Annotated in this window: 12 protein-coding genes; 7 read left to right on the top strand and 5 right to left on the bottom strand. The window is 36.2% G+C overall.

Annotation, left to right across the window (positions count from 1 at the left end):
- Positions 1–333 precede the first annotated feature (333 nt).
- The 4 genes from NH26_RS08670 to NH26_RS08685 all read right to left on the bottom strand — a co-directional run bounded on the left by NH26_RS08670 (position 334) and on the right by NH26_RS08685 (position 16,558).
- Positions 334–585: an SMI1/KNR4 family protein gene (locus NH26_RS08670; RefSeq protein ID WP_044228070.1), complete on the bottom strand. Its 252-nt coding sequence runs from the start codon at positions 583–585 to the stop codon at positions 334–336.
- Between the two features lie 339 nt (positions 586–924).
- Complete coding sequence (locus NH26_RS08675; RefSeq protein ID WP_044228066.1) at positions 925–2,556, bottom strand: PfaD family polyunsaturated fatty acid/polyketide biosynthesis protein; 1,632 nt, start codon at positions 2,554–2,556, stop codon at positions 925–927.
- Positions 2,557–2,678: 122 nt separating this feature from the next.
- Positions 2,679–9,599: a type I polyketide synthase gene (locus NH26_RS08680; RefSeq protein ID WP_044228063.1), complete on the bottom strand. Its 6,921-nt coding sequence runs from the start codon at positions 9,597–9,599 to the stop codon at positions 2,679–2,681.
- Positions 9,600–9,811: 212 nt separating this feature from the next.
- The gene (locus NH26_RS08685) at positions 9,812–16,558 is read right to left on the bottom strand and encodes a type I polyketide synthase (RefSeq protein ID WP_071397125.1); all 6,747 of its coding nucleotides are present in this window, start codon (positions 16,556–16,558) and stop codon (positions 9,812–9,814) included.
- A gap of 633 nt (positions 16,559–17,191) precedes the next feature.
- On the opposite strand from NH26_RS08685, the gene NH26_RS08690 reads away from it, so the two are divergent.
- From NH26_RS08690 to NH26_RS08705, 5 genes are all read left to right on the top strand, one after another.
- The gene (locus tag NH26_RS08690; protein ID WP_044221747.1) at positions 17,192–18,301 is read left to right on the top strand and encodes an FAD-binding domain-containing protein; all 1,110 of its coding nucleotides are present in this window, start codon (positions 17,192–17,194) and stop codon (positions 18,299–18,301) included.
- 10 nt (positions 18,302–18,311) lie between these two features.
- On the top strand, positions 18,312–18,980 hold the full coding sequence (locus NH26_RS08695) for a flavin reductase family protein (RefSeq protein ID WP_044221744.1): 669 nt from the start codon (positions 18,312–18,314) through the stop codon (positions 18,978–18,980).
- 7 nt (positions 18,981–18,987) lie between these two features.
- Positions 18,988–19,104, top strand: a complete 117-nt coding sequence (locus NH26_RS25035; RefSeq protein WP_242427349.1) for a DUF2256 domain-containing protein — start codon at positions 18,988–18,990, stop codon at positions 19,102–19,104.
- A gap of 127 nt (positions 19,105–19,231) precedes the next feature.
- A complete protein-coding gene (locus NH26_RS08700) occupies positions 19,232–19,525 on the top strand; it encodes a hypothetical protein (RefSeq protein WP_044221741.1) in 294 nt (97 codons plus the stop codon).
- A 272-nt stretch (positions 19,526–19,797) separates the two neighbouring features.
- Complete coding sequence (locus tag NH26_RS08705) at positions 19,798–20,847, top strand: hypothetical protein (protein WP_044221738.1); 1,050 nt, start codon at positions 19,798–19,800, stop codon at positions 20,845–20,847.
- A gap of 56 nt (positions 20,848–20,903) precedes the next feature.
- Here NH26_RS08705 and NH26_RS08710 read toward each other — a convergent pair whose 3' ends face one another.
- A complete protein-coding gene (locus tag NH26_RS08710) occupies positions 20,904–21,362 on the bottom strand; it encodes an Lrp/AsnC family transcriptional regulator (protein ID WP_044221733.1) in 459 nt (152 codons plus the stop codon).
- 166 nt (positions 21,363–21,528) lie between these two features.
- Between NH26_RS08710 and metE the strand changes: the two genes are divergently transcribed.
- Positions 21,529–23,847, top strand: coding sequence for a 5-methyltetrahydropteroyltriglutamate--homocysteine S-methyltransferase (gene metE / locus NH26_RS08715; protein ID WP_044221730.1), 2,319 nt, complete (start codon positions 21,529–21,531; stop codon positions 23,845–23,847).
- Positions 23,848–24,278: 431 nt separating this feature from the next.
- Positions 24,279–25,316, top strand: a complete 1,038-nt coding sequence (locus tag NH26_RS08720; protein ID WP_139262948.1) for a hypothetical protein — start codon at positions 24,279–24,281, stop codon at positions 25,314–25,316.
- Positions 25,317–25,322 lie beyond the last annotated feature (6 nt).

The raw sequence follows: 25,322 nt of genomic DNA on the forward strand, positions 1-25,322 counted from the left end.
TCTTGATCGTAGAAAGAATGTGATCTAGACATGATGAATCGTTTAATTAGTTTTTTAAAGTTAATGATAATTTGTGGGAGTAGAAAGGGGGTATAAGTCACAGACTTATACAATAATAAAGTTCTAAGTAACGCCTGACGGCTTGATACTTAGAACAGTGAAAGAATCAAATTTCATAAAACCAGGTATCCACGCACCATACATATAATAATAATATTTACCTTTCTCCTTCGATAAAAGAAGTAATGTTTCTTCATTGGATAAACCTCCAATAACAATACTTTTTTTTAACCATTTAAACTCACTTTCTGAGCCATATAACTCTAAAAGTAACTACTCTCTTTCAGGTAATGGTCTAATATCACTAGTTGACAAAAATGAGCCAAAATTATACCCTTCACAATAAGACTCTAAACCGTTCACGTTTTTTAAAAACATCACGTAGTCAGAAGGTAATTGTAAACCAATTTTCTTTTCCAATTCATGTATCTGGCTATCAACTATAGATAGCTCATTTTCAACATCCATTTCCTCCTTTAAGAACATTTTATGGAGTTCTTTAATCGATTTAATTAATTCAATCATAATAAGGTTTAATAAATTTCCACTGTTCTTTGCTTTAAATCAACAGGTGTCACTTAGAAATTTTTATATTGATATAAGTCTTTGACCTAAGGCAAAAAAAATCAATTCAATTGATACTTCTATTTTATAAATGTATACAAATATAAAAACTATCGGGAGTGATTAAATGATAAAAAGAATCCTATCAAAGCAGGAATTGTTCAAGATGCTAATATCATTGAACATCAATTAAACTGTAAAATAGAATTAAAAACTTTTTAGCTTAAAAAAAAGACCCCGTCACCAAAAGCAACAGGGTCTATTAATAAATAAGATATGAATGAGTCTGTTCGCGCTTGATTAATATCTTACGCTAGCAGCCTTGTATTTACCGTCGATTTGTACACCTTGCATTTCTAAGTATTGCAATCTGTACAAGTAAGCTGCACCGTTAAACAATGCATGAGCAACGTCTACAGCTTTACGGTTTTCCCATTGTTCAAGAGGAGTACCTTTTACCCACTCGTTGAATGCACCCATTGCAGGACCACACCAGATTTGGTAATCCAACTCTCTACCTTTCACACCACGGTTAGCCCATGACGAAGAAAGACCTAAGTACCAACGGAAGATCAATGCCATCTTACGCTTTGGATTGTTTTCTGATCTTGTGATTTGCTCTGGATCACGCTCTTGGAAAAACTCAATACACATTTTCCAGATGTTCTCTAAAGTATCTTGGAAAATTGTTTTCTCTAATGTTGTTCTGTCTTTAGCTGGAATGGAATCGATTCCGTCATAAGCATTGTACGTATCGTATAGCTTTTGTGCCCTTAGAGCGAACAACGTTCCTTTCTTCAATACCTGAAGCTTCACTCCCAATTCGAACATATCTGATGCTGGCGCCATCATAATATCTGTCATTCCCGCTTGTGCTAACACCTTACGAGAGTGGTCTGATGCACCCGACTCTAAACATGCTTGGTTAATTGAACCTGTTACTACGAATGCTGCACCCATAGCAAAAGCGGCCAATACCGATTGAGGAGTAGAAATACCACCAGCAGCACCTACACGTACTTGCTCAGGGTAGTTCAATTCGTCTTGAATTCTATTTCTCAACAACAATACAGAAGGTAATAATGATACCAACGGTCTGTTATCTGTATGCCCACCAGAATCTGCTTCTACAGTAATATCATCTGCCATAGGAACTGATAACGCCAATGTTGCTTGCTCAGCAGTAATCTGACCTTCTGCTACCAACTTGTCCAAAATAGTTTTTGGTGCTGGACGCATGAATTTCTCTGCTACTTCTAAACGAGATACTTTGGCAATGATCTTGTTTTCCATATGGATAGATCCATCTGCATTTTTCTTTAACCCTGCCGCTCTGAATTTCACAACGAATGGCGTTAAATCCATAAATGCTGATGCTTCGATCACTTTCACACCACGCTTTAAGAACAGCTCACAAGCTTCACGCTCTAAAGCTACCTCATTTGGCGAGTGGATTAAATTGAAGGCATATGGTCCGTTGGGTAAAGCTGCTTGGATCTTATCGATCGCCTGCTCAATTCTAGATGGAATTAATCCACCTGCACCAAACGAACATAACATCCCTGCTTTACCTAAAGCAATTACCAAGTCTTCCGAAGAAATACCGTTGGCCATTGCACCACCCATATAGTTATATTTCAAACCATAGGCTGCTCTAAATGATGGATCACCCAATGCTTCTGGAGCATAAGCAGGAATATTTCCGATAAGTTCAGCAGATTGTAAGTCAGACGATGAGGCTGTACCCATTCCGTCTGCTACTCCTACTGTACCTTCTTGGTTTCTGATCACAAACAACTGCTTGTCCAATTTCTCGAACTGTTGCTTGATCTCCTCTTTTGTATATTTTGCAAAGCTTGATGCACCAAACCACTTAGAAGTAGATTTAGTAGCTGTCTTTAAGCCGTTATTTTTTGTCAATGTAGTATTCATCTTTTTGAATGAATAATTAAGTGTGTTATCAATAGTTTCAAGTGTTAAGCGCTAGCGTCACTTGTGATAGAGGGGCATCATCAGCCCATAATTTAAATCATGGGTTGATGATGCTGTTGGAATTAACCGATTACTAAAGAAAGATCCGTTAATTCGTAGATTCTTAAATCACCTTTCCAAAGGTTAGCATCCACAAGAATCACGACTTTACCATTCTCCTTCGTTACTTCTTTGATATGGCAATCTAAGTTCATTGTTGGATCACCTTGAAGGATTTGACCTCTGTATTTCCAAACTGTTTTGTTTGGAGCATGGTGGTTAAATCCTACGTTAGCAAGACCATCACCTAAACCATTTTGTAACGCCCAAACTTGTACCGCTTGATGGATCGCTTCAACACCTAATGAACCTGGCATTACAGGATCTTGGTAGAAGTGACATGTGAAGAACCAATCGTAATTATTGATCGCACGAGTAGCGTGGATATATCCTTTACCGTACTTACCACCTTCTTTAATGATTGTTGCACTGTCTAACAAGTTCAACTGATCTTCTGCCAAGTGTAATCTTGGTGAAGCTGGGTTGGTAGACTTGTACAACTTCATTTTACCAAACAATGAATCTAAGTTGAATGTGATAGCATTCTTTTGATCATAGTCCGTAACGTCTTTCCATGCAGCTACTTTTTCGCCTGAGTCTAAACCTGCTTGGCTAGAAAGATCGGCTACTGTAAAGAAACCAAATGATGATGAACCAACATAGAAGACTGTTCCGTCTACTGAAAGTTCGAATGTATAACGTTGTAATACCGTACCTGCAAGGTTAGTATGAGACGTCATCACTACTTTGTTCGTGATTGTTTTTCCTTGAAGATCAACATCTACTAACATCTCACCATCACCATCTAGGTTACGGAAGAATAAATCTTTGTCTGGCACAGATAACGTAGATCCTAAGTAAGCACCTAAGAAACCACATGGCTGTAATGCAACTTCCATCAATACCGAATAAGGCATAACTGGAGAAGCATTTTGCTTAAAGTACCAAGCATCTACAGGTACATCGTACTCAGAGATAATCGTAGGATTATTTCTAAAGTCGTGTCTCTCATTACTGATCGATAATACTCTCGAGATAACTTGTAAGTCTGTGTTTGGCTGACGTGATAATGAACGTCCTTCGAATACTTTGTACTCGTCGCCGAAACATTTATATACTGGACCTAGTGCAAATTGAGTGATGTCACCCTCATCCAATAAAACCTCTTTGTTTACAGGTTTTACATACACACCATGGTTAGTGTTTGCAAGGTCTTTTTTGTATTGTGGATTATCTTTCTCTTGTAATCTTAAACCTAAGTTTTCGAAGTATACAGAAGATAAATCGTCATAGATAATTTCTAAGTCAGCTACTACGTATGGTTCTGGCACTAGACCAATTTCTTTAACATCCATACGGTAGATAAGCTTACCGTCTTTTGCGTTTACTTCTTTACGACATCTTACTTTTTGAGGGATGTCTAATACAGGTTGGAAACGAGCGTCTTTAGTTAGACGTTGCATACCCATGTATAACATCAAGAAACGCAATAATTGTCCGCCACCTTCAGCTTGAAGTGATCCTGCCAATACTTCATCATCTCTAAAGTGACATGGGAAGTACCAATCGTCTGCTTTCAAATCTTTCTCTGCTTCGATAAAACCAATTCCTGAAGAACCACCTTTAAGGTTTAATTCAGTAATTCTATCCAACATCAAAATATCTTTTGGAGGAAGACGTAACGATTTGTTTCTATTTAATGTATTGTAATCCGCTCCAAATACACCTTCTAAATCACCGTTAGTTAAAGCTAAAAGCTCTTCTTGGTTGAAAGAAGTTTTGTTACAGTGTAATAATGGCTCGAAGAATTGTTGCTTACGGTTGTTTCTTTCTTCAATTTCTGAAGGTTTGAAAACTACTCCTTGTCCTTCTGCTAAATCTGCTTCGTTAAAGAATCCGGCACAACCGCCTCTCATCTTCAATACCATACGGTCTTCTACGTAGCAATCGTAACGGAAGAAGAACAATAAGTTATTACCGTTTCTAACATAGCTATCAATGCTAATGTCGTAACGTAATGTTTGTCCTTCGAAAGGAAGATCGTCTAAGAAAGTTAAAGTACAATCCAATAGACGGTATTTGTATTCTCCTTTGTTTTGGAAGTCAATACCTAAGTATGAAATCAATAATAAGTCACACTGACCTGATTCTACAGCTACAGCCCAAGGAATTTGTCCATCTGTAGCAAACCATGAGTTGTAAGGAATATCATATTCCGTAGTCAAGCTAGAAGGCTTGTACTCATTTGTTTTTGCATTTAATTGAGTTACACGGCTTACCAATAAGTAAGGAGCCATTGGTAACATTACTCTACATGGGTAAGTATCAATAATAGCGTATTCTGGTCCGAATACATCTGCAATTTTACCAGTAGCAAAAGTTTCAAGATCTTTCTCATTCCAGATCGCATCTTTCTTACTTGCCTTGTATTCTGCCGAATCAAAATCGTGAAGTGCTAAACCATTTTCAGCAATCTTCTGTTTCACCTTTTCTTCAATAACATCTAAGGTATTCATATCTTCTTGAGTGGTTTGTTCATTATTTGGAACAGCAAACATATCGTAATCATCCCCTTCCAATACAGGAATCTGATCGTTGACTTTGTTTACTGATTGATGGAAGGCTGCCTTGTTTTCTGCTGTGAAAGCAAACTCTTGGAAACGGTTTCCACCAGTATTTAAAGTTTTATATATTTTCTTCTTTTTGATGCCTCTTTCCGACGTCTTACTTACGACTGCATTCAAGTCTACATCAATTCCTTGACCTAGCATTTGAGCAATCATTCCTAAGAAACTCTTCAGAGAATCCGATCCTTTACGATCGGTGGCAATTGTTGTATGTTGTTCTCCTTTTAAGATCTCACCAATCCATCTAGAAAGCGTAGCATTAGCTCCTACTTCCACAAATATCTGATGACCATCTTTGTGAAGGCTTCTTACCAACTTCGGTAAATTCACCTCCTGACAACATACTTCTTTTGCATTGTTGGCAATCACATCTTCATTGATCTCCATTGGCTGATACGTCACCCCAGAATACACTGTAGGTTGCACCTCTTTTTGCAATGGTAAATGGTGCATACGTACAAACTCCTCCGTTACACGGCGAATAAATGGATGGTGCACACAGTTGTTGATCGTTAATGTTACCGATGATAATTGATGCTTTTGCATGATTTGCTCTAACACCTCATTATCCCCAGATAAGATGATTTCAGAGTCGGTATTAATGAAAGTCAAGTACACTCTTTCGTACTTCCCTTCTACCTCTGCTCTAAACCAATCTTCTAAAGTGGCATGTCCTAGTTTTTGTGCGTTGAGCGTAATTAAACGACTACGCCATTTTTCTTTAGCTACTTCTGGAGTCATCCCCCATTCTTCACCAAGAATTGTCATAGCACCACCAACAACTTCAGAGAACACATTAGATTCTAAGAATTTCTCATCTACTAAATGTCCATCCCAAAGACCTTGACCGTACCATAAACTAGACGTTTCGCCCATGCTATACCCTGCCAAAGCATCCGGCTTCACTTTCAAAATATCTTGAAGTAAAACAGAATAAGCCGTTGCAAAAGCTACACCAATAGCCATCACTGGTAAAGCATTAGTTCCAAGGTTTTCTTCTTGAAGTTTGATTTCCTCAGCGCTCGGTTTCTTCAGCGTTCTAGGATATAAGTATTCGGTAAAGAATGCTCTGTTTGGATAATTCACAGAGTCTTTAATGTGATCGTAAAGACTTGGGAACATCTGTAATAAAGATGCTCCAAATCCTTGATAAGCTGCACCAGAACCTGGGTAAACCATCGCTACTTTTGTCTTGTCTCCTAACGGAGCAGGATTATAGTAACTTCCCGATGGCATTTGTAATGCCCTGTTCTCTTTAAAAGCGATCTTCATATGCTTTTGGAAAAACTCTACATCACGTAAAAGTTCTTCTACACTTTTTGCAACGAAAATCGGTTTTATAGGTGCTTTTGGATTAAAAGTCTCACAAAGTTGATCCGAAGTTTCTAGGAAACCATTTGTTTCCACATCCGTAATCATGGCCAATAATTGATGATTGATCGCACCAGGCGTTTCAATCGACAATGGGAACAAACGCTCTCCACCTTTAGCCAAGTAAGGACTTCTTTCATCTAACTTTGGATGACTACCTTCTGATAAAAGTACGTGAGCTGAAGATCCGTCGGTAGCTAAACCAGAGATCGCAGCCCTTAAAGTATTTTTGCCTTCTTCTACTACCCAAGGTGATGATACCTGAGGTACATAGAAAGGAGTATTTTTAAAATCTTGCTCAAATTTAGGTCCTGTCCATTGAGGTGTAGCAGGAATAAATCTGTGATAAAGTGCTAAAGCAGATCTAATAATTGAGGCAATACCAGAAGCAGAGTAGGTATGCCCTACAGTGGCTTTGGCAGAACCTAATGCACATGTTAACTTATCATCTGATGATTTGTATACGGAAGTAAGACCTGCAATTTCTGCTCTATCTTCCGTAGGAATACCTGATGCTGAAACTTCCAATAATCCGATATCAGAAGCATCCAAATTATTTCCTTGAAGTAATTGTTCTGCTCCTTTAGCTACAGATTGTGCATCAATTTCTCCATTGAGAGACGCTAAATCTGATTGTACAATCGAAATATCATCTATCTGTGCATATACTCTATCGTTTTTAGCATCCGCAGAACGCTTAATCACAATTGCACCGGCTCCTTCACCTACATTCCAACCGTTCGATTCAGTGTTCCATCCCATAGAGAGATCCCCTGTATTCACTTGGTTTAAAACGTGACGGCTTAAGACACCTTCCATGCTACCCGCTAAATCAATCGCACCTAAAACAACAGCGTCAACTTCGCCTAAGGCAAGCATATTTCTTGCTACATCTAGGGCTTTGTAAACTGCATTTTCGTTAGATGAAATTGTAAAAGATGGTCCGGTAAAATCCCATAAAGCAGACAATCTACTAGAGATAATATTACCGATAAAACCTGTATGTTCAGATGGAGAATGATCTTCGAAAGCTTGGAATACAGAGTTCTTTAAAACATCAGAAAGAGAATCCTTCTTTTTCACTTCCATGTCTAAACCAGACATTTCTAATGCTTTTTCAACCTGCCAAATTAGATCCCAACGTCCCATACGGTGGTGGATCTCTAATTCAGATTCCATCGCAGTTAACACCGCAATGTTCGCTCCTTTACCTTGTGCATCTTGTAAACCGGCATCAAATAATGCTCTATCGGCTACTGTCAACATCAATGTTTGTTGAAGGGTTAATCTTTCTGCTTCTTTTGGTTGAATTTTGAAACGGAGAATATCCAAATCAAATTCTTCCAACCAAGCACCTTTCAACTTGTTGATATCATCAAGACCTAACCCTTTCTTTAAAGTATCCAATTCTTCCATACCTTTCCAACGGTTGGCTGGCAGGCTTTTAAAGAATTGATCGCCTTTGTATAAAGAAAGATAGAACTCTTCCAAGTTGGTACATCCTCCAAAATGAAGGTCCATACCAACTATAGATAGAGATTGTTTGGGTGAGGTGATTTTTTCTTGAGTAACTTCTAATTGTTCATCATAAGCCGATAAAATCATGTGGGCGTTTGTACCTCCAAATCCGAAAGCATTAATACCTGCATGTGGTTGATCGCCTTTTAATGGCCACTCTTTATTTTCTAACATCAATTGGTCTCTAGAAACTTTTTGATCGTTAGAATGTACTGCTCCATCAATTTTGATAGTCGCAGGAATAAATTTCTTTTGCATGGCCAAGATTACTTTCAGCATACCTGTCATACCGGCTGCTGTTAGTAAGTGACCCATGTTAGATTTTACAGAACCTAAGAAAGGAGGTTTTACGTCTCCCTCTGCAAAGAAATCGCTAATAGAGTTAATTTCTGTGGTATCTCCCAAAGGAGTACCCGTAGCGTGACACTCTAAATAATCAATTTCTTCTGGAGTAAGGTTCGTTCCTTCATAGGCTCTTTCGAAAGCCAACTTTTGTCCTTTAGGATTAGGGCTTAGTAAGAACTTTCCTTTACCATCGTTAGATAAACCAACACCATCGATTACGGCTAATATTTTATCTCCGTCTCTTTTGGCATCACTTAATCTTTTTAGCACGACCATACCTGCACCTTCAGAAGAAGTCAAACCACCTGATGTATTATCAAGAGGAGCTGACTTTTCGTTCATACGAGCATACGCATGGAAATAAGAGAAGCCCATATGGATAAACAATGGATCGGCACCACTTACAGCACCGGCCAACATCATATCTGCTTTTCCTAATTGTAATTCATCAATTGCCAATTTAATAGCATAAAGTGATGAAGCACATGCAGCATCCAAAGAGTAATGTGTTGAATTTAATCCTACCGCTTGAGCGATCAAGGAAGAAGGAGAATTCGTTAATAAAGTTTCGTGAATGTTTGCATCGTAATCGGTGTTAGCAAAAGGAACTTTGATTTGCTCACCTGTCAATTCTGTAAAGATCTGACCTGCCATATCTGCATAAATAGGTGCAAATATTTGACGAGAACGACGTGTCGGGAATGACAAGTTACCCACAATAACACCACAGTTTTTATCTTTAGTGTTTTGCCAGTAACCACTGTCTTGTAATGCTTGTTGAGCGACATACAACGACCACTTAAATTGATCGTCTTGTTTTGCTAGTAAGTCTTTTTGGATATTATAGCCTGATGGATCAAAATCGAAATTTCGAACATATCCACCACGAATCGCATAGCATTTATCCAATTTACCTTTTTCTGTATGATATAAACGCTCGGGATCTTGTCCAAACGTTACCTCATCAGATAAGGTTACTAAGTCTTTGTTATCAAGTAGGTTATTCCAGAATCCATCCAATGTAGATGAACCGGGGAATAAACCTCCCATACCAATGACTGCTATTTTGTCTTTTTTACTCATTCTATATCTTATTTTATCTCTTTTAAAAAGAGAAGTAAAATTGAAATGTAACCTCTTTCTAATTCTCCCTTCAAGGCCAACCAAGAAGAGTTTTACTTTCAATTTTGTTGTCTAAGATTCTCACTTAAACGAATGACAAAGTCTAAAACTTCATCACTTAGATGGCCCAGGTCTAACGAAAGACCTGAACCATTATTGATGTGTGTGTGGTCTTAAGACCAAGTTAATTCACGACTGATAGTCATCGCCGCTCCGTAACTTTTCATATAAACTTTTCCAGTTTCAGCATCATAGGCTGTGATATCTGAAACCATCGAGAAGTCATCTGCTTTTTTCACTTCGATCTTCACATAGAATGGTTTTCCAAATGGAAGTGCATCGAAGATCTCAACGTAATCAGTACTTAGTGGTAAACTTGCAGCACCGTGGAAGCGACGTACCCAAACGACTGCTCCTTGATACATGATATCCATTAAGTAAGGATTCACTTTTTTCACTGGAACCTGACCTTGTCTTTCCTCTGTTACACCTTCGTGCTCACATAAGAATAACATGCTTTTTTCGTCCATTTCAAGAATTGACTTGATACCGTTGAAATCAGCTCCGTGGAAAAGTGTACCGTCTGTGTAAACTGAAGTAGCATCTGCTACTGCCGGTGTAATCGAACCATTTGGTAATGCCAACACTGGTGCTTCAACTGTTTCAGAAGTTAAAGTAATTTGTGTTTGGTAATGGTTAAGCGGAAGTTTACCTCCATTATCGCTAGAGACGTTCACTGTCAACGTTACAGTATTTTCTGATTTTGACGTCTCTGTCACTTTAATCGTGTAGTCTTCCGCTTGAGTACCATCAAATACAATTCCTTTGAAAAGTTTTGCGTTATCTACTCTTTGGATATTGAAACCAGGATATAAATCCGTAGCCGTTTGTACCATCCAAGTAGAAGCATTTACGATCGGTAATACTGCATTACCTTGAATCATGTGATGTTGTAAGAAAGGATTCTTACCTTCAGTCATGTTTCTTTTGATCGTATACGTTTTCAAATCACCTGTTATATCTGCTTTTGCAAGAGGTAAAGTTCCTCCTAAAATCACTTGAGGTTGATCTTTGAAAGCATCACTTAATTGATCCACCATGGCCACTGGACCTTCATCAGAAGGAACAAGAGACACACCGTGTGCTTCGAATAATTTCTTTAATTCTCCGCTTACCATACCTGCATCCCAAGCTCCCCAGTTAATTGAAGCAAGGTGTACATCTGGATGGTTTTTCTTGAATAAGTGAGCTACTCTATTCAATACCTCATTAGCAATTGCATAATCTGTCTGACCAACGTTACCGTAGAAACCGGCTACAGAAGAGAACAATACAACGTGTTTGATATCATGGATACTACCTGCTGCTACTGCGGCTAATAGTCCTGAAATCTTCACATCATAAACGTTATCGAAGTCTGTTGCTGTTTTGTTTTCTATCAGTTTGTCTGCTAAACGACCTGCACCATGAATGATTCCTGTAATTGCTCCTGTGTTAGCCACGATTGGTGCTACAGCTGCTTTTAATTTTTCAGCATCCGTTACATCTGCTGCAGTATAGTGAGCTTCTGCTCCAACACTTTGAATATACGCTAAGTTCTCTTGGATTTCTCTTTGAGAAAGTACCGCACCTACCATTCTGTTTACTGTCTTAGGAAGTGGTTTTTCACCGCTATCCTTCAAGAACATCATAGCATTTCTTTTTAATGCTGGCTCATCTGCCACACCTTGTGCCCACGTTGGCTCTTCTGTAGTCAATGCCGAACGACCTACTAAGATAAACTTAGATTTGTACGTTTTAGCCATTGCTCTAACACAATCTGCCGTTACACCTTTGGCTCCGCCAGTTACTAAGAATACGCTTTTAGAAGTAATACTTGATGTACGAACTGTACCTGCTGTATGTGCTTCTTCTACTGCTGCCAGAGTGAAACGTTTTCCTTCATCGTTGTAAGAAGTTTCTGTAGTATTGATATCAGCGTCATTTAATTCAGCAACAATTTTCTTAGCTGCTTCTTCCGCTTTTAACTGTGGAGAAATATCCACACCTCTACAGAATACGTTCGTCCATTCTAAGTTTAATGATTTAGTTAATCCGAAGTATCCACCACCGATTACTGAAACATTACCAGGATTTTTAGTACCAAACGCACCTTCTAAACGAGTAACTGTCATGAATGATGCTCTAGTTGATTTAGAAGCATATTCATTTAACCCAGGCTTAAGATGTTTTGCCAATAAGTAAGCTGCTTTCAACAATTCTTTTTCTTTGTCGAAGTGCATTCCCCATTGACCTAACGGGAATCTAAAGTGAGGGTGTACATTAATAAATTGATCTACTCCACCGATTTGTGCTAATGCTGCTTTGATCGCATCATCAGAAATTTCAGCTAGAGCAATCTCCTTTACCTCGTTTGGTAAAGTCACTGCTGATTGACGAACCAATGAAGCTGGCATTGTCAATACAGCTACTTTTCTTCCTTCAGCCAATAATTCTTGTGCTAAAGAAACTGTTAATCCCGAGCCATCATTTGTAATGACTGTCCATGCGTCTGCATTTTTCTCGATCACCAATTGATCTGGCTCGGGAATATATTTCAACTTCACAGAGTAGCGAGCTACACGATCATAGTTTCCAGAGACGAAAGACGTATGACCTTCTGCTACAGTTGCTGTTTCTACTTCGTTAGTAGACTTTTTTTTTTCCGCGATTGACGAATTAGTATTCGCCGTTACACTGGGGGTGGACGCTCCTGCCTTTGAAGAGATATACTCAGCAATCTGAGCTAACGTTCTCAACTCGGCTAATTCTTGTGGATCTACTCCTTGAACTGATGGATTTGCTTCTGTCATTGCACCGAAGATTTCAACACGCTTGATAGAATCAATTCCTAAATCAGCTTCCATGTCCATACCCATTTCCAACATCTCTGCTGGGTAACCTGTCTTCTCGGCAATTACTTCTAAAAGTGATGCTTCGATTTCTGCATTTGTTACTCCACCTTGTGCTGGTGCTACTGGAGCTGCTGCTTGTACAGGTGCTGCTGCAGGAGCCGCTGCTGGTGCTGAAGTTGCACCTGCTTTTCCTGAAATATATTCAGCAATTTGAGCTAATGTTCTTAACTCTGCTAATTCTTGTGGATCTACTCCTTGAACTGATGGATTTACTTCTGTCATCGCACCGAAGATCTCTACACGTTTGATAGAGTCGATACCTAAATCAGCTTCCATATCCATTCCCATTTCTAACATCTCAGATGGGTAACCTGTCTTCTCAGCGATTACTTCTAATAAAGATGCTTCGATTTCAGCATTAGAAACACCACCTTGTGCTGGTGCTACTGGAGCTGCTGCTTGTACAGGTGCTGCTGCCGGAGCTGGTGTTGCTACTGGAGCCGCTGCTGGTGCTGAAGTTGCACCTGCTTTTCCTGAAATATATTCAGCAATTTGAGCCAATGTTCTTAACTCTGCTAATTCTTGTGGATCTACTCCTTGTACTGAAGGATTTGCTTCTGTCATTGCACCGAAGATCTCTACACGTTTGATAGAGTCGATACCTAGATCAGCTTCCATATCCATTCCCATTTCTAACATCTCAGATGGGTAACCTGTCTTCTCAGCGATTACTTCTAATAAAGATGCTTCGATTGCTGCATTAGAAACACCACCTTGTGCTGGAGCTGCTGGAGCCGCTGCTTGTACAGGTGCTGCCACTGGAGCTGGTGTTGCTACTGGATTAACTACCTCTTGAGAAGGAGCTGCGATTTGTTGAGCAGCTACTGCTTGACCTGCACCTAATTGGTTATCTGCTTGCATATTGAACAATGACGATAACATTTGCTCAATTCTATTTTGCTGTTCAGTCAAACGCTGAATATCTGCTTGGATTTGATCCAATACTGCCTTCTCTGCCATGGAAGCTGAATTTTGTTTCTGACGAATTTTTTCTTCAATAATTTGAGACATGTCTGTTGTCTCAGCAATCACCGTCTCGATTTCTTCAACGATTGGTGCTTTTTGAGAAAGTACTTTTCCACCTTTCTCTAAAATATCTTGGTATCTTTTCTTGAAACCGTCTGTCAAATAGTTTGTACCTGAAATTTGTACATTCATTTTTGACTTCGCTCCAGCTGCTACAACTGGTCTTGCATACGGATCAAAGTTTTGGATTTGAATACCCATTACAGCTAATTGGATAGCTGCTTCTCTCAACTGAACATCAGAGTTTTTCTTTGCGTTAGGGTTTAAAGAAATCACTTGGTGATCTTGACCCGCTAAGATTTCAGAAGTTAAGTTTGAAAGAATATTCTTAGGTCCAAATTCAACAAACACTCTTGCACCTTCTTGGTACATCTTCTCGATTTGTTCCTTGAATTTAACTGGACTTAAAATATGTCTCTTTAAAGTTTCTTTGATAAACTGAGGCTGTGCAGGGTAAGCTGTACCTAATGTATTAGAGTAAAGCTTTCCTTGAGGTGCCGTAATGTTTGTTTGATCAAGTACTGCTGCAAATGGTTTAGAAGCATGTCCAACAAATGGTGTGTGGAATGCTGCAGAAACAGGAAGGATAGTCGCTAATAAGCCCGCTGCCTTTAGTTCTGATTTTAACGCTTCCAACTCGTTCTTAGCACCACCTAAAATAGTTTGTGTACCAGAGTTGATATTTGCTACCTGAACATTTTGGTATTTACCTATATAAGGTTGAACTGCTACAACATCACCTTTAACAGCCATCATAGTACCAGCGTCAATACCTGATTGCGCTGACATTGCTTGACCTCTTTCTTTCGAAAGTTTGATAAATGTTGCTAGATCAATTGCACCTGAAGCGTACAATGCTGAAAGTTCACCATAAGAGTGACCTGCAAAATAGCTTGCTTTGAAACCTGCGTTTTGTAAAATGTGATACATACCCACACTTAATGCACCAATTGCTGGCTGCGCATTTTCTGTTTGTGTAAGTACCGCTTGTTGTTTTTTACGCTCCTCATCACTGAATACAGGAATTGGATAAACAGTTTCAGTTAAAGGTTTTTGATTGCTTGCTTCAAATGCACCATTCACTTTCGCGAATACCTCACGAACTTGTGGGAATGACCAAGCGATCTCGTTACCCATGTTAGTATATTGAGAACCTTGTCCTGCAAATAATGCAGCTACATTGTCCTTACCATTGTAAGCAGTGCTTCTATACCAAACATTTAAAATTGGGTTTTTCCACTCTGCTGTATTGGCATCTTTCGATAACGCTGCAACAAAAGCTTCTAATTTTTTTGTCGCTTCTTCAATTGATGAAGCTACAAAACCAACTCTTGGTTGATTAACAGGTACGTTTTCTGCAAATGCTGTTGTTGATACTTCTTTGTAGTATGCTTTAGCTTCTGCTCCTTTAAGACCTGTAATATGTTTCTGAGCCAACGCTACCAAGGCAGATGATGATACTTCAGAAAGTAACCATTGTCTGTGGATATTGTGAACTCTATTTTTCTCGATTGTTTGTCCTTTGTACTCCTCCATTGAGAAGTGAAGGTTAACACCACCAAAACCAAATGCTGATACACCTGCTCTTAAAGGAGTTTGTGCATCTTTTTGGAACCAAGGACGTGTTTCTGAATTGATATAGAATGCTTTCTTATCAATATCTAATTTCGGGTTAGGGTTAGTTACATTGATAGTACCCGGAAGGATTTTATGATGTAACGCTAGTGCTGCTTTAATCATACCTGCTGCACCTGCTGCTGCTTTTGTATGACCAATTTGAGATTTCACTGAACCTAACGCAATATGATTTGTATTTGAACCGTCGTTTCCGAATACCATACCCATTGACTCACCTTCCGATGCGTCACCTGCATTTGTACCAGTACCGTGTGCTTCAATTAAACCAACTGTTGACGGATCATATCCTGCTTCTTCATATGCTCTACGCATTGCTAAAGCTTGACCTGAAGGACGTGGAGCATAAACTGATTTGTAACGACCATCTGAAGAACCACCTACACCGTTAACTACAGCATAAATTTTATCTCCATCACGTTCCGCATCTTCTAAACGTTTCATGACCATCATACCAACACCTTCACCAATCAACATACCGTCTGACTCACCGTCAAATGGACGAATGCTACCTTTACGTGAGAACGCTGGAGTTTTAGAGAATGACATGTACATGAATGGTGAGTTATCTGTATCTACACCACCTGTAATCATCATATCTGCTCTACCTTCTACCAATTCAGCTACTGCCATTTTAATAGCAGATAAAGAAGCTGCACAAGCTGCATCTACTACTGAGTTGATACCACCGAAATCAAAACGATTGGCAATACGACCAGAAATTACGTTACCCAATAAACCTGGGAATGAATTTTCTGTCCAAGGCACAAACGCTGCTTTCATTTTTTCGATAGCTACTGCGATTTGCTCTTCTGGCATTCCCATTGACTCTAAGGCTCTTCTCCAAACTGGATATTGTAAACGAGCTGTCAAAGGAATGATAAGCTTTTGACCACCGCCAACGCCAAGAATCACACCTGTTCTTTCTCTCAATTCTGATTTTAAAGAATCAGAACCTGGAGCATAGCCAGAATCGATCAAAGCATCTTTTGCAACTGCAAGACCTAATAACTGAGAAGCATCTGTTACTTCAAGAATATTGGGTGGTAAACCGAACTCCATTGGATTGAAATCAATCTTAGGAACAAAGCCACCTACTTTACAATAAGTTTTATCTTCCGCTAATGGATTTGGATCATAGTAATCATCGATTTTCCATCTATCGTCTGGAACTTCTTTGATACAGTCTACCCCTTGGATGATATTCTCCCAATACTTCTCAAGGTTCTCAGAATCTGCAAATACAGAGGCCATACCTACAATGGCAATCGGCGTCTCTTTCAGCAGTTGGTTCGTGTCTGTCATATCTCTTTATTCTTAGAATTGTACAATTTTAAAATTGCACAACCCATTTAATTTGTTCGTTCTTAAAAAATTTTGTCTACGGTTGGTTTGAAACAAGTTCAATTCAAACTCGCAAAACATTTAATTTTCGCAAGTATAACAACCTATTTGCTTTGTTTGTGACAGACTTTTTGAAAAAAAATTCCATTAAATTTCATTTAAAAATGAATAACTTTTCACTCATCTATAAAAAAAGTACAATAACTCAATAAGTGGTATTTATTACAGAAGTAAGTATTCATTCATTCGGTTTTTTGATAAAAATGGGTAAAAATTAAAAAATGTGAAAATTTATTTAATTGTCACAAACAACCTTATCGATAATAAAAACACCTGTTTTGAAAGAATCCATTCTAAAGGATAATTAATTTTGAAATACTATTTACTTGATATTGATTTTTGGGGTGTATCATATAGTTCTATTGGTAGAGAAAGGTTGAGTTAAATTTTAAAATTGATATAGTAACATTTAAATCAATGTTTAAATGATACTATTTTATCTATATAAACTCCATTAAAAAAAACTTTATTCGCCATTCTTCAAACAATATCAAGGGATCTGCATTTAATATCTGAAACTAAAAATTATCCTTTATGCAATTCCCTACCAAATATTCTGAAATACTCAGTTATTTAAATAACTACTCACCTGAACGGTATGCAGCCTCACGTAATTACATTGACGGTAGAGTATCCTATCTATCACCATATATATCAAGAGGGGTTATTTCTACTAAAATGGTTTATCAATTACTTATAAGTAAAGGATATGAGTTTAGTAAAATTGAGAAGTTCATACAAGAATTGGCTTGGAGAGATTATTGGCAACAAATATGGATACATAAAGAAGATCAAATTGATCAAGATTTGAAGAAAACACAACCTAATGTTTCTCATTATCAACTTCCTGTTGCTATCCTAGATAAATCGACGGGTATTGATGTTATTAATCAAAGTATTGAAAATCTAGAACAAACTGGTTACATGCATAATCATATGAGAATGTATATCAGTATGTTGATTTGTAACATTGGTCAATCTCATTGGAAATCGCCTGCACAATGGATGTATTATCACTTACTTGATGGGGATTGGGCATCGAATGCATTGTCTTGGCAATGGGTATGTGGAGCTAATTCCAACAAAAAGTATTTTGCCAATCAAGAAAACATCAATAAATACACACATACAATGCAAAAGGATACTTATTTAGATGTATCCTATGAGGATTTTGAACACCAAAGTATACCTCAAGAATTATCACTCACCACAGAGTATCAATTCACTACTGATTTACCAGTTGTTGATCCATTAGTTATTAATCAATCGCTTCCTACATTCATTTATAATTCTTATCAGTTGGACCCTTCTTGGCACAGTGATAAAGAAGGAAATCGAATTTTACTTCTAGAACCTTCTCATTTTAAAAAATATCCCGTTTCAAAAAATGTCCTTGATTTCATTCTTGATTTATCAAAAAATATTGAAGGAATACAATGTTTTGTTGGTGAATTCGATGAGCTAAAAACTATCCTTGGAAATAATGATGTTTACTATAAAGAACATCCTGCATTTTCTCATTATGAAGGTATCAAAGAAGCTAGAGACTGGATTTCGTCTATAACTGGAGATTACCACTCGTTTTTCAAATTCTGGAAATTAGTAAAGAAAGACCTTAAGAAAAACCTAGAAATTACACTATAAATTAAAACATATGCACTTAACAAAAGATCATATTATTGAGATGAACAGAATTAAACGTCTGAATTTGATCAATAGTATCACAGGCATTAAACCTGCTAATCTCATCGGGACTTCGTCTGTAAAGTATGGTGAGAACCTTGCAATTTTTAGCTCAGTAGTGCATTTAGGAAGTGATCCTGCACTACTGGGTTTTATTAGTCGACCTTCCCAAGATGTTCCGAGACATACTTTACGAAATATATTCGAAAACAAAGTATACACCATTAACCATGTCAATACAAATCAAATTATGAGGGCGCACTATACTTCAGCTAAACTGGATGAAGGTGAGTCTGAGTTTGAAAAATGTCATTTTACCCCAGAATATATTCATGGTTTCGATGCTCCATTTGTAAAAGAAGCAAAAGTGAAAATTGGACTCGAATTAAGAGAAGAGATCCCAATTAAAAGTAACAATACTGTGATGATAGTTGGGGAAATACAACATATTGTTATCCCAGAAAATGCAATAAGTGAAATGGGCTACATTAGATTAGATAAAATTGATACTGCAGGTATATCAGGTCTGAATTCCTATTATTCCTTCAATTACCTTGATAGTTTCCCTTATGCAAGAAAGAAAGACATAGAAAATTTAAATCTAAATTTAGTTGATGAAAAAACAGCATCTACCCCATAAAACATGTATGGTTTGCGGAAGAGATTTTTCTTGGAGAAAAAAATGGAAAACAGTTTGGGATGAGGTAAAATATTGTTCCGAGAAATGTAGAAGAAATAAAAGCAGAATTATCTCATCAAAATGATAAATGATATTGTACATATGCATCTATTTATTGAACGTTTCTAAAGAGTTTGAGAAAGTTCTTTATCTACGACGTTTTATACTATATATTTGCATTCACTCATCATATAAAAAATCATTTCATATATATGTCAACAAGAACTTGTCCTAGATGTAAAGGTAGAATACCTGATGCTGAATTTGTTTCTCACTTAGTTCGATGTGGAGGAAGTGGATCTGTAGTCACTTCAGAAGTAGAAGCATCAGTAGCTAGAGAGAAAAAAAACAAAGAGAACAAGAAAAAAGCTACTGCTGGTAGAAGAAAAGCAGCTCCTAAAAAAATAGTAACAGCTGATATGGAAAAGCTGATGGAAAAATTTAAAATGTCGACAGAAGACGCAGAGGTTTTTTTACAGCAAAATCCTAATTACTTTAACAAGTAATACAATTATTCCTATCAACTAACTTATAAGTTGATCTTCTCACTAAGCCTGAATTATAATATAAATATTATAATTCAGGCTTTTTTTTGATACTTCACAAAACATAATTAGTTGAATTTTAAAAAATAAATTTTATCTTACCAACTGATGATCAAACATTTGAAACTAACATTACCCTTTTCTCTTTTCAATTTTTGGCAGACTAATCATCAAAACATATATCTATTTCTCCCCTTTATGGGCAAAAAACAACTATTTAACTTTTTAATGAAATGAAATTAACAACACAAAGTATCATTGTACTCTCTTTACTATTATTTTGTTCTATCGTTGGTTATTCTCAGGATATACAAAAAGAAAATGTAAAAATTAATTACATCCATTTACCTGAAAATCCTCTACCTTCTACGATCAAATCGTATTCGAAGAAAATTACGCTTCCAAAATCCTTTTATGATGGAAGTAAAAAAGAATATGTAGAAAAAAGATTAAATGAGGTGACCTCTATCGCAGGGTTTAAAGAAGATCCTACAGCACTTCATTTTCATATTGAAGTTGAAGTACATAATTTTAAACATCATGAGTTTAAAGAAAAAATAAGCGAAAAAATAAAAGTCATAGAAGGCAAACAAATGAAGTTCAACTATTATAATTATGAGCTTTCTTATAAAATGCCCGTATTTTTCCAGGTAATCATTCAAGGAAAAAAAATACGATCGGGGTACTTAAAAAACTCAAATCACTATGTTTCGGTGTCTACCCCTCTTCTTAGATCGGCAGCAGAAAGAGAAATTTGGAAAAAAGAATACAGTGAAGACTTTATTAATACATTAAGAAAAAAAGAATTTGAAAGACATTGTAATGAAATTCAAGACTTTCTTGAGACTAATTATGCTTATAGAACAATTACAACGTATGCACCTATTTTACATTTAGAATCCACTAAAAAAAGAAATTATACAGACTACAATACTATTTGTAAGGAGATGAAAGCTGCTTTAGAACTAATAGAAGCAAAAAAAGGACATTCAGGAGCTGATTTTGATTTTAAAGCCAAACAAGTGATCGCTCAATTCAAAACCTTACTAAAAAATGTAGATTTTAATGATAAGAAAGCACTATACAACAGAGAAGTAAGTGCCTATATTGTAACAAACATAGGAATGCTATCCTATTGGCTTAATGATTTTAATACCTCTTATGAATGTTTAAAATACGCTCAGGTGCATCAAGTCAAGGATGTTAATATTGAAGAATATAAAAGTAAAATAAAAAGTAGGAACGAGAAACTAGAAAAGTTTAGAGCTTCTATTATTCAATAACTTAAACATTAAACCCATGATACATTCGTGGGTTTTGTTTTTATAGATATGATCAATTATCTATCAATGGGTATTTGATAACTCTGCTTAATTTCTCCCATGACAAAAGTACTGTGAGCACTTCCAATATTTTCTACCTCTCCCAACCTGTTCAAAACAAAATCTTGATAAGCTTTCATATCTTTTACCATCACTTTTAGTAGAAAATCATAATCTCCAGAAATGTTATAGCATTCTACCACCTCCTCTAAAGCTGTAATGTCATTCACAAATTGATGACCAACAATCTTTGAGTGCTCCTTTAAGGTGACATTACAAAACACAATTAAATCTCTATCTAATTTTTCTCTATCAAGAATAGCCACATATTTCTTAATTATCCTTTCCCTTTCCATCTTTTTGATCCGTTCATATACAGGAGTATTTGAAAGGTGAATGCGTTTTGCAATTTCTTTTGTTGTCATGTTGCCATCCTCTTGAAGTAACCTCAAGATTTTTTTATCGATCTGATCCATTTTTCTAAAGAAATATTTTCTGATAATCTATTTAAACCAACCAGTAAATAGAATAATTAACTAACAACATTACTTATTGAAGTTTTATAATCCAAATAAATAAAATCATACCTAGTAAATTTTCTACTCAACATATCTTTGCAGAGAACTTTTAACTATTTACTCTATGAAAACTAGAAACTTCGGGTTCCCAAGAATTGGAGCTAAAAGAGAACTAAAAAAAGCACTTGAACAGTTTTGGTCAAAAGAAATTGAAGCTGAAAAGCTACTACAAATAAGCAGAGATATCAGAAAGAAAAACTGGCAAGCTCAATCGATTTTAGATGATATTCCCTCTAACGACTTTTCTTTTTATGATCAGATTCTTGATTTGATTTATACATTCAATTGTTTACCAAAGAGGTTCAAAAACCTTCAAAAACAAGAAAACTTATCAGATCTAGAATTGTATTTTGCTCTAGCTAGAGGCTTTCAAAATGAAATCTCAGATGTAAAAGCCATGGAAATGACAAAATGGTTTGACACTAATTATCATTTTATTGTACCAGAACTTTACACTAATACATCGTTTAGCTTGGGTAAAACGATTAAAATTGTGGAAGAATATAAAGAAGCAAAAGAAAATGGCTTTAATACTCTGCCTAATATTGTGGGACCTGTAACCTTTCTTTGGATAGGAAAAGAAATTGATAAGGGTTTCCATCGTTTAGACCTTATCGATTCACTTCTTCCTATTTATACACAAATCATTCAAAAACTAATTGATGAGGGAGCTACAAAAATACAATTTGATGAACCTTGTCTTGCGTTAGATGAAAACCCTTTGATACAAACTTGTATTCAAAAAGTCTATCAGAAGTTAACTACCGATTTTCCTCAATTACAAATTACTTTAGGAAATTATTTCGATTGTTATGGAGCAAATTTGGACACAGTGCTTCAACTCCCCATTCATACCTTACACTTAGATTTAGTTCGATGTGGTGAACAAATCAATGATATTTTAAATCATCCAAAACTGAACAACGACATACATTTATCCTTAGGTATTATTGATGGAAGAAATGTTTGGAAAAATGACTACAAAAAATCATTGGAGATCATCAATAAAGTAGTGCATACATTAGGGAAAGACCGCCTTATCCTCTCGCCTTCTTGTTCCCTACTCCATAGTCCTATTGATATAAATTTAGAAGATGAACATTCAAAAATACATCCTGAGGTTAAACCTTGGCTAAGTTTTGCTCATCAAAAAATTGAAGAGCTTAATGAATTAAAACTATTAGCTTCAGAAAAAGAGGCCTCCCAACATCCCTTATATATTCGTAATCAAATTGACATTCAATCAAGAGTTTCATCAGAATTAGTGAATAACTCTAGCGTAAAAAATAGAGTTCAAAATCTTACTAATGATGATACACAAAGAACAAATGATTTCAAGGTTAGAAAAATTAAGCAATCTATTGCTTTGCAATTGCCTTTACTTCCTACTACAAGTATCGGTTCTCTACCTCAAACGAAAGAAGTTAGAAAAAATAGAAGCTTATATAAAAGAAAAAAACTCACAGAAGAACAGTATTCTAATTATATCCAAAATGAAATAAAAGAATCTATCCGTTTTCAAGAAGCTATTGATATGGATGTTTTAGTTCATGGTGAATTTGAAAGAAATGATATGGTAGAATTCTTTGGTGAACAATTAGATGGATTTACATTTACAAGTCATGGATGGGTACAAAGTTTTGGTTCTAGATACGTAAAACCTCCAATTATTTATGGTGACGTTCATAGGGGAAAAGCGATGACTGTGAAAGAGAGTGCTTACGCTCAAAGCCTAACAAAAAAACCTGTAAAAGGGATGTTAACTGGACCTGTAACTATACTCCAATGGTCTTTTGTACGAGATGATCAACCCCGAGAACACACTTGCCAACAAATAAGTTTAGCTATTCGTGATGAGGTTACTGATTTAGAAGAAGCTGGATTAAAGGTGATACAAATTGATGAACCTGCCTTTAGAGAAGGGCTTCCACTTAGAAAATCGGATTGGAAAGGTTATTTACAATGGGCAGTAAACGCTTTTAAAATTGCAAGTTGTGGAGTAAAAGATGAAACACAGGTTCATACTCATATGTGCTATTCAAAATTCAATGATATCATCAAGTCTATCGCGGCTATGGATGCTGATGTGATCACTATTGAGTGTTCTCGTTCTCAACTACACTTACTAAATGCCTTTTCAGACTTTAAATATCCTAATGAAATTGGGCCAGGTATTTATGACATTCATTCCCCTAATGTTCCTTCAATTTATGATATGTTGGACTTTATCAACAAAGCTAAAATTAAAATACCTTTAGAACAATTATGGGTTAATCCAGATTGTGGACTAAAAACTAGAGGTTGGGCAGAAACAAAAACTGCTCTTGAAGCAATGGTTAGCGCCACAAAAAAAGCTAGGGAATTATTTATTGAAAAAGTATAATTTATTAATAAGGGTTGTCTCATTCATGCATGAGATGACCTTTATTTATTCAAAATAAGTATTAGTTAGGCTTTAAATGTCTTTGTATTACTGTCTAATTAGTTGGATTTATTTAACATTTCGTTTATTAAAAAGAAAATGACTCATTCCTACCAAAAACTGAACTATAAAAACTGTCTTAAACTAAGATATATGAGCCATAACATTACAAATTAACATTTCCAATATAAATATATTTATTTTTTATAGAAATATTGTATTAAATGTTTGCAACAAAAAAATACATTTTTTTAATTTGTGACGCTCTTAAAAAAAGCAAACATAAAACAGACATATACAAATTATTGTAAATTTTTTTTAAACATAAACTACTGTGCTAACTTTTTTGACTTTCTTGTTAGCACTGATTTTTCACTAATAATATATTCATAATGAAAACTAGATTACTCAGCTTGGTCGCTTTGTTATTCATAACTTCTATGTCCTTTGCTCAAAATCTTCAAAAGGAAAAAGTGAAGGTGAAGTATATTGCATTGCCTTCTAACCCTGTTCCATCTAACATCACTACTTACTCAAGAAGAGTTCAATTACCTTCTTCTATTGCGGATGGTAGTAGTAGAAGTACTGTAGAAAGTAGACTTAAAAGTGTTGCTTCTATTCCTGGTTTTGAATTATCAGAAGATGCGAATGACTTAAAAGTGTATGTACGTTCTTCAAACTTCTATAATAGAAATTTTGAATCAAGAACAGTTGAAGTAGAAGAAAAAAGAGGTGAGGAAAAAGTAAAGGTTAAATATTACGTTTACGATGTTGAATTCAAAATGCCTATCTACTATGAAATTACTCTAAAAGGAGAAACAGTTTCATCTGGATATGCAAACAACTCAAATGATTACAAAAAGAAAACTACTCAAAGATTTAAAACAACATCAGAAAGATACGAGTGGTACAAAGCAAAGAAATCAGAATACCTAAAAGGTATTAGAGAAAGTGAATTTAGTGCAAACACTGGTGTAATTCAGTCTTTTTTAACAAAGAACTACGCTTTTCTTAATAAAGAATTTAATGTTCCTGTTGCCTTCGTAAAAACTACGAAAAAGAAAAATTACGATGAGTTAAATGCTATATCTACCAAAATGGTAAATGCACTGAATCTTGTTGTTGCTGAAAGAGGTACTTGTGGAAAAGCATACAATGACGCTGCTGCTAAAGTAATTGAAGAATTTTCTGCTTTATTAGAAAAAGTTGACTTCAAGAACAAAAAAGCACTTTACAACAAAAAAGTAGGTGCTTACATTGCTGCTAACATTGGTATTCTTGCATTTTTCCAAAATGATTTCGAAAAAGCAACTGAAATGTTACAATTAGCTGACTCTTATTCTAAGAAAAGCTTTATTGATGAGTACAAAAAGCAAATTGGTGGTAGAGCTGCTAGAGTTGAGAAATACCAAGCTTCTATTGTACAATAATAAAGA

The sequence above is a fragment of the Flammeovirga pacifica genome, assembly GCF_000807855.2.
Taxonomy (GTDB): Bacteria; Bacteroidota; Bacteroidia; order Cytophagales; family Flammeovirgaceae; genus Flammeovirga; species Flammeovirga pacifica.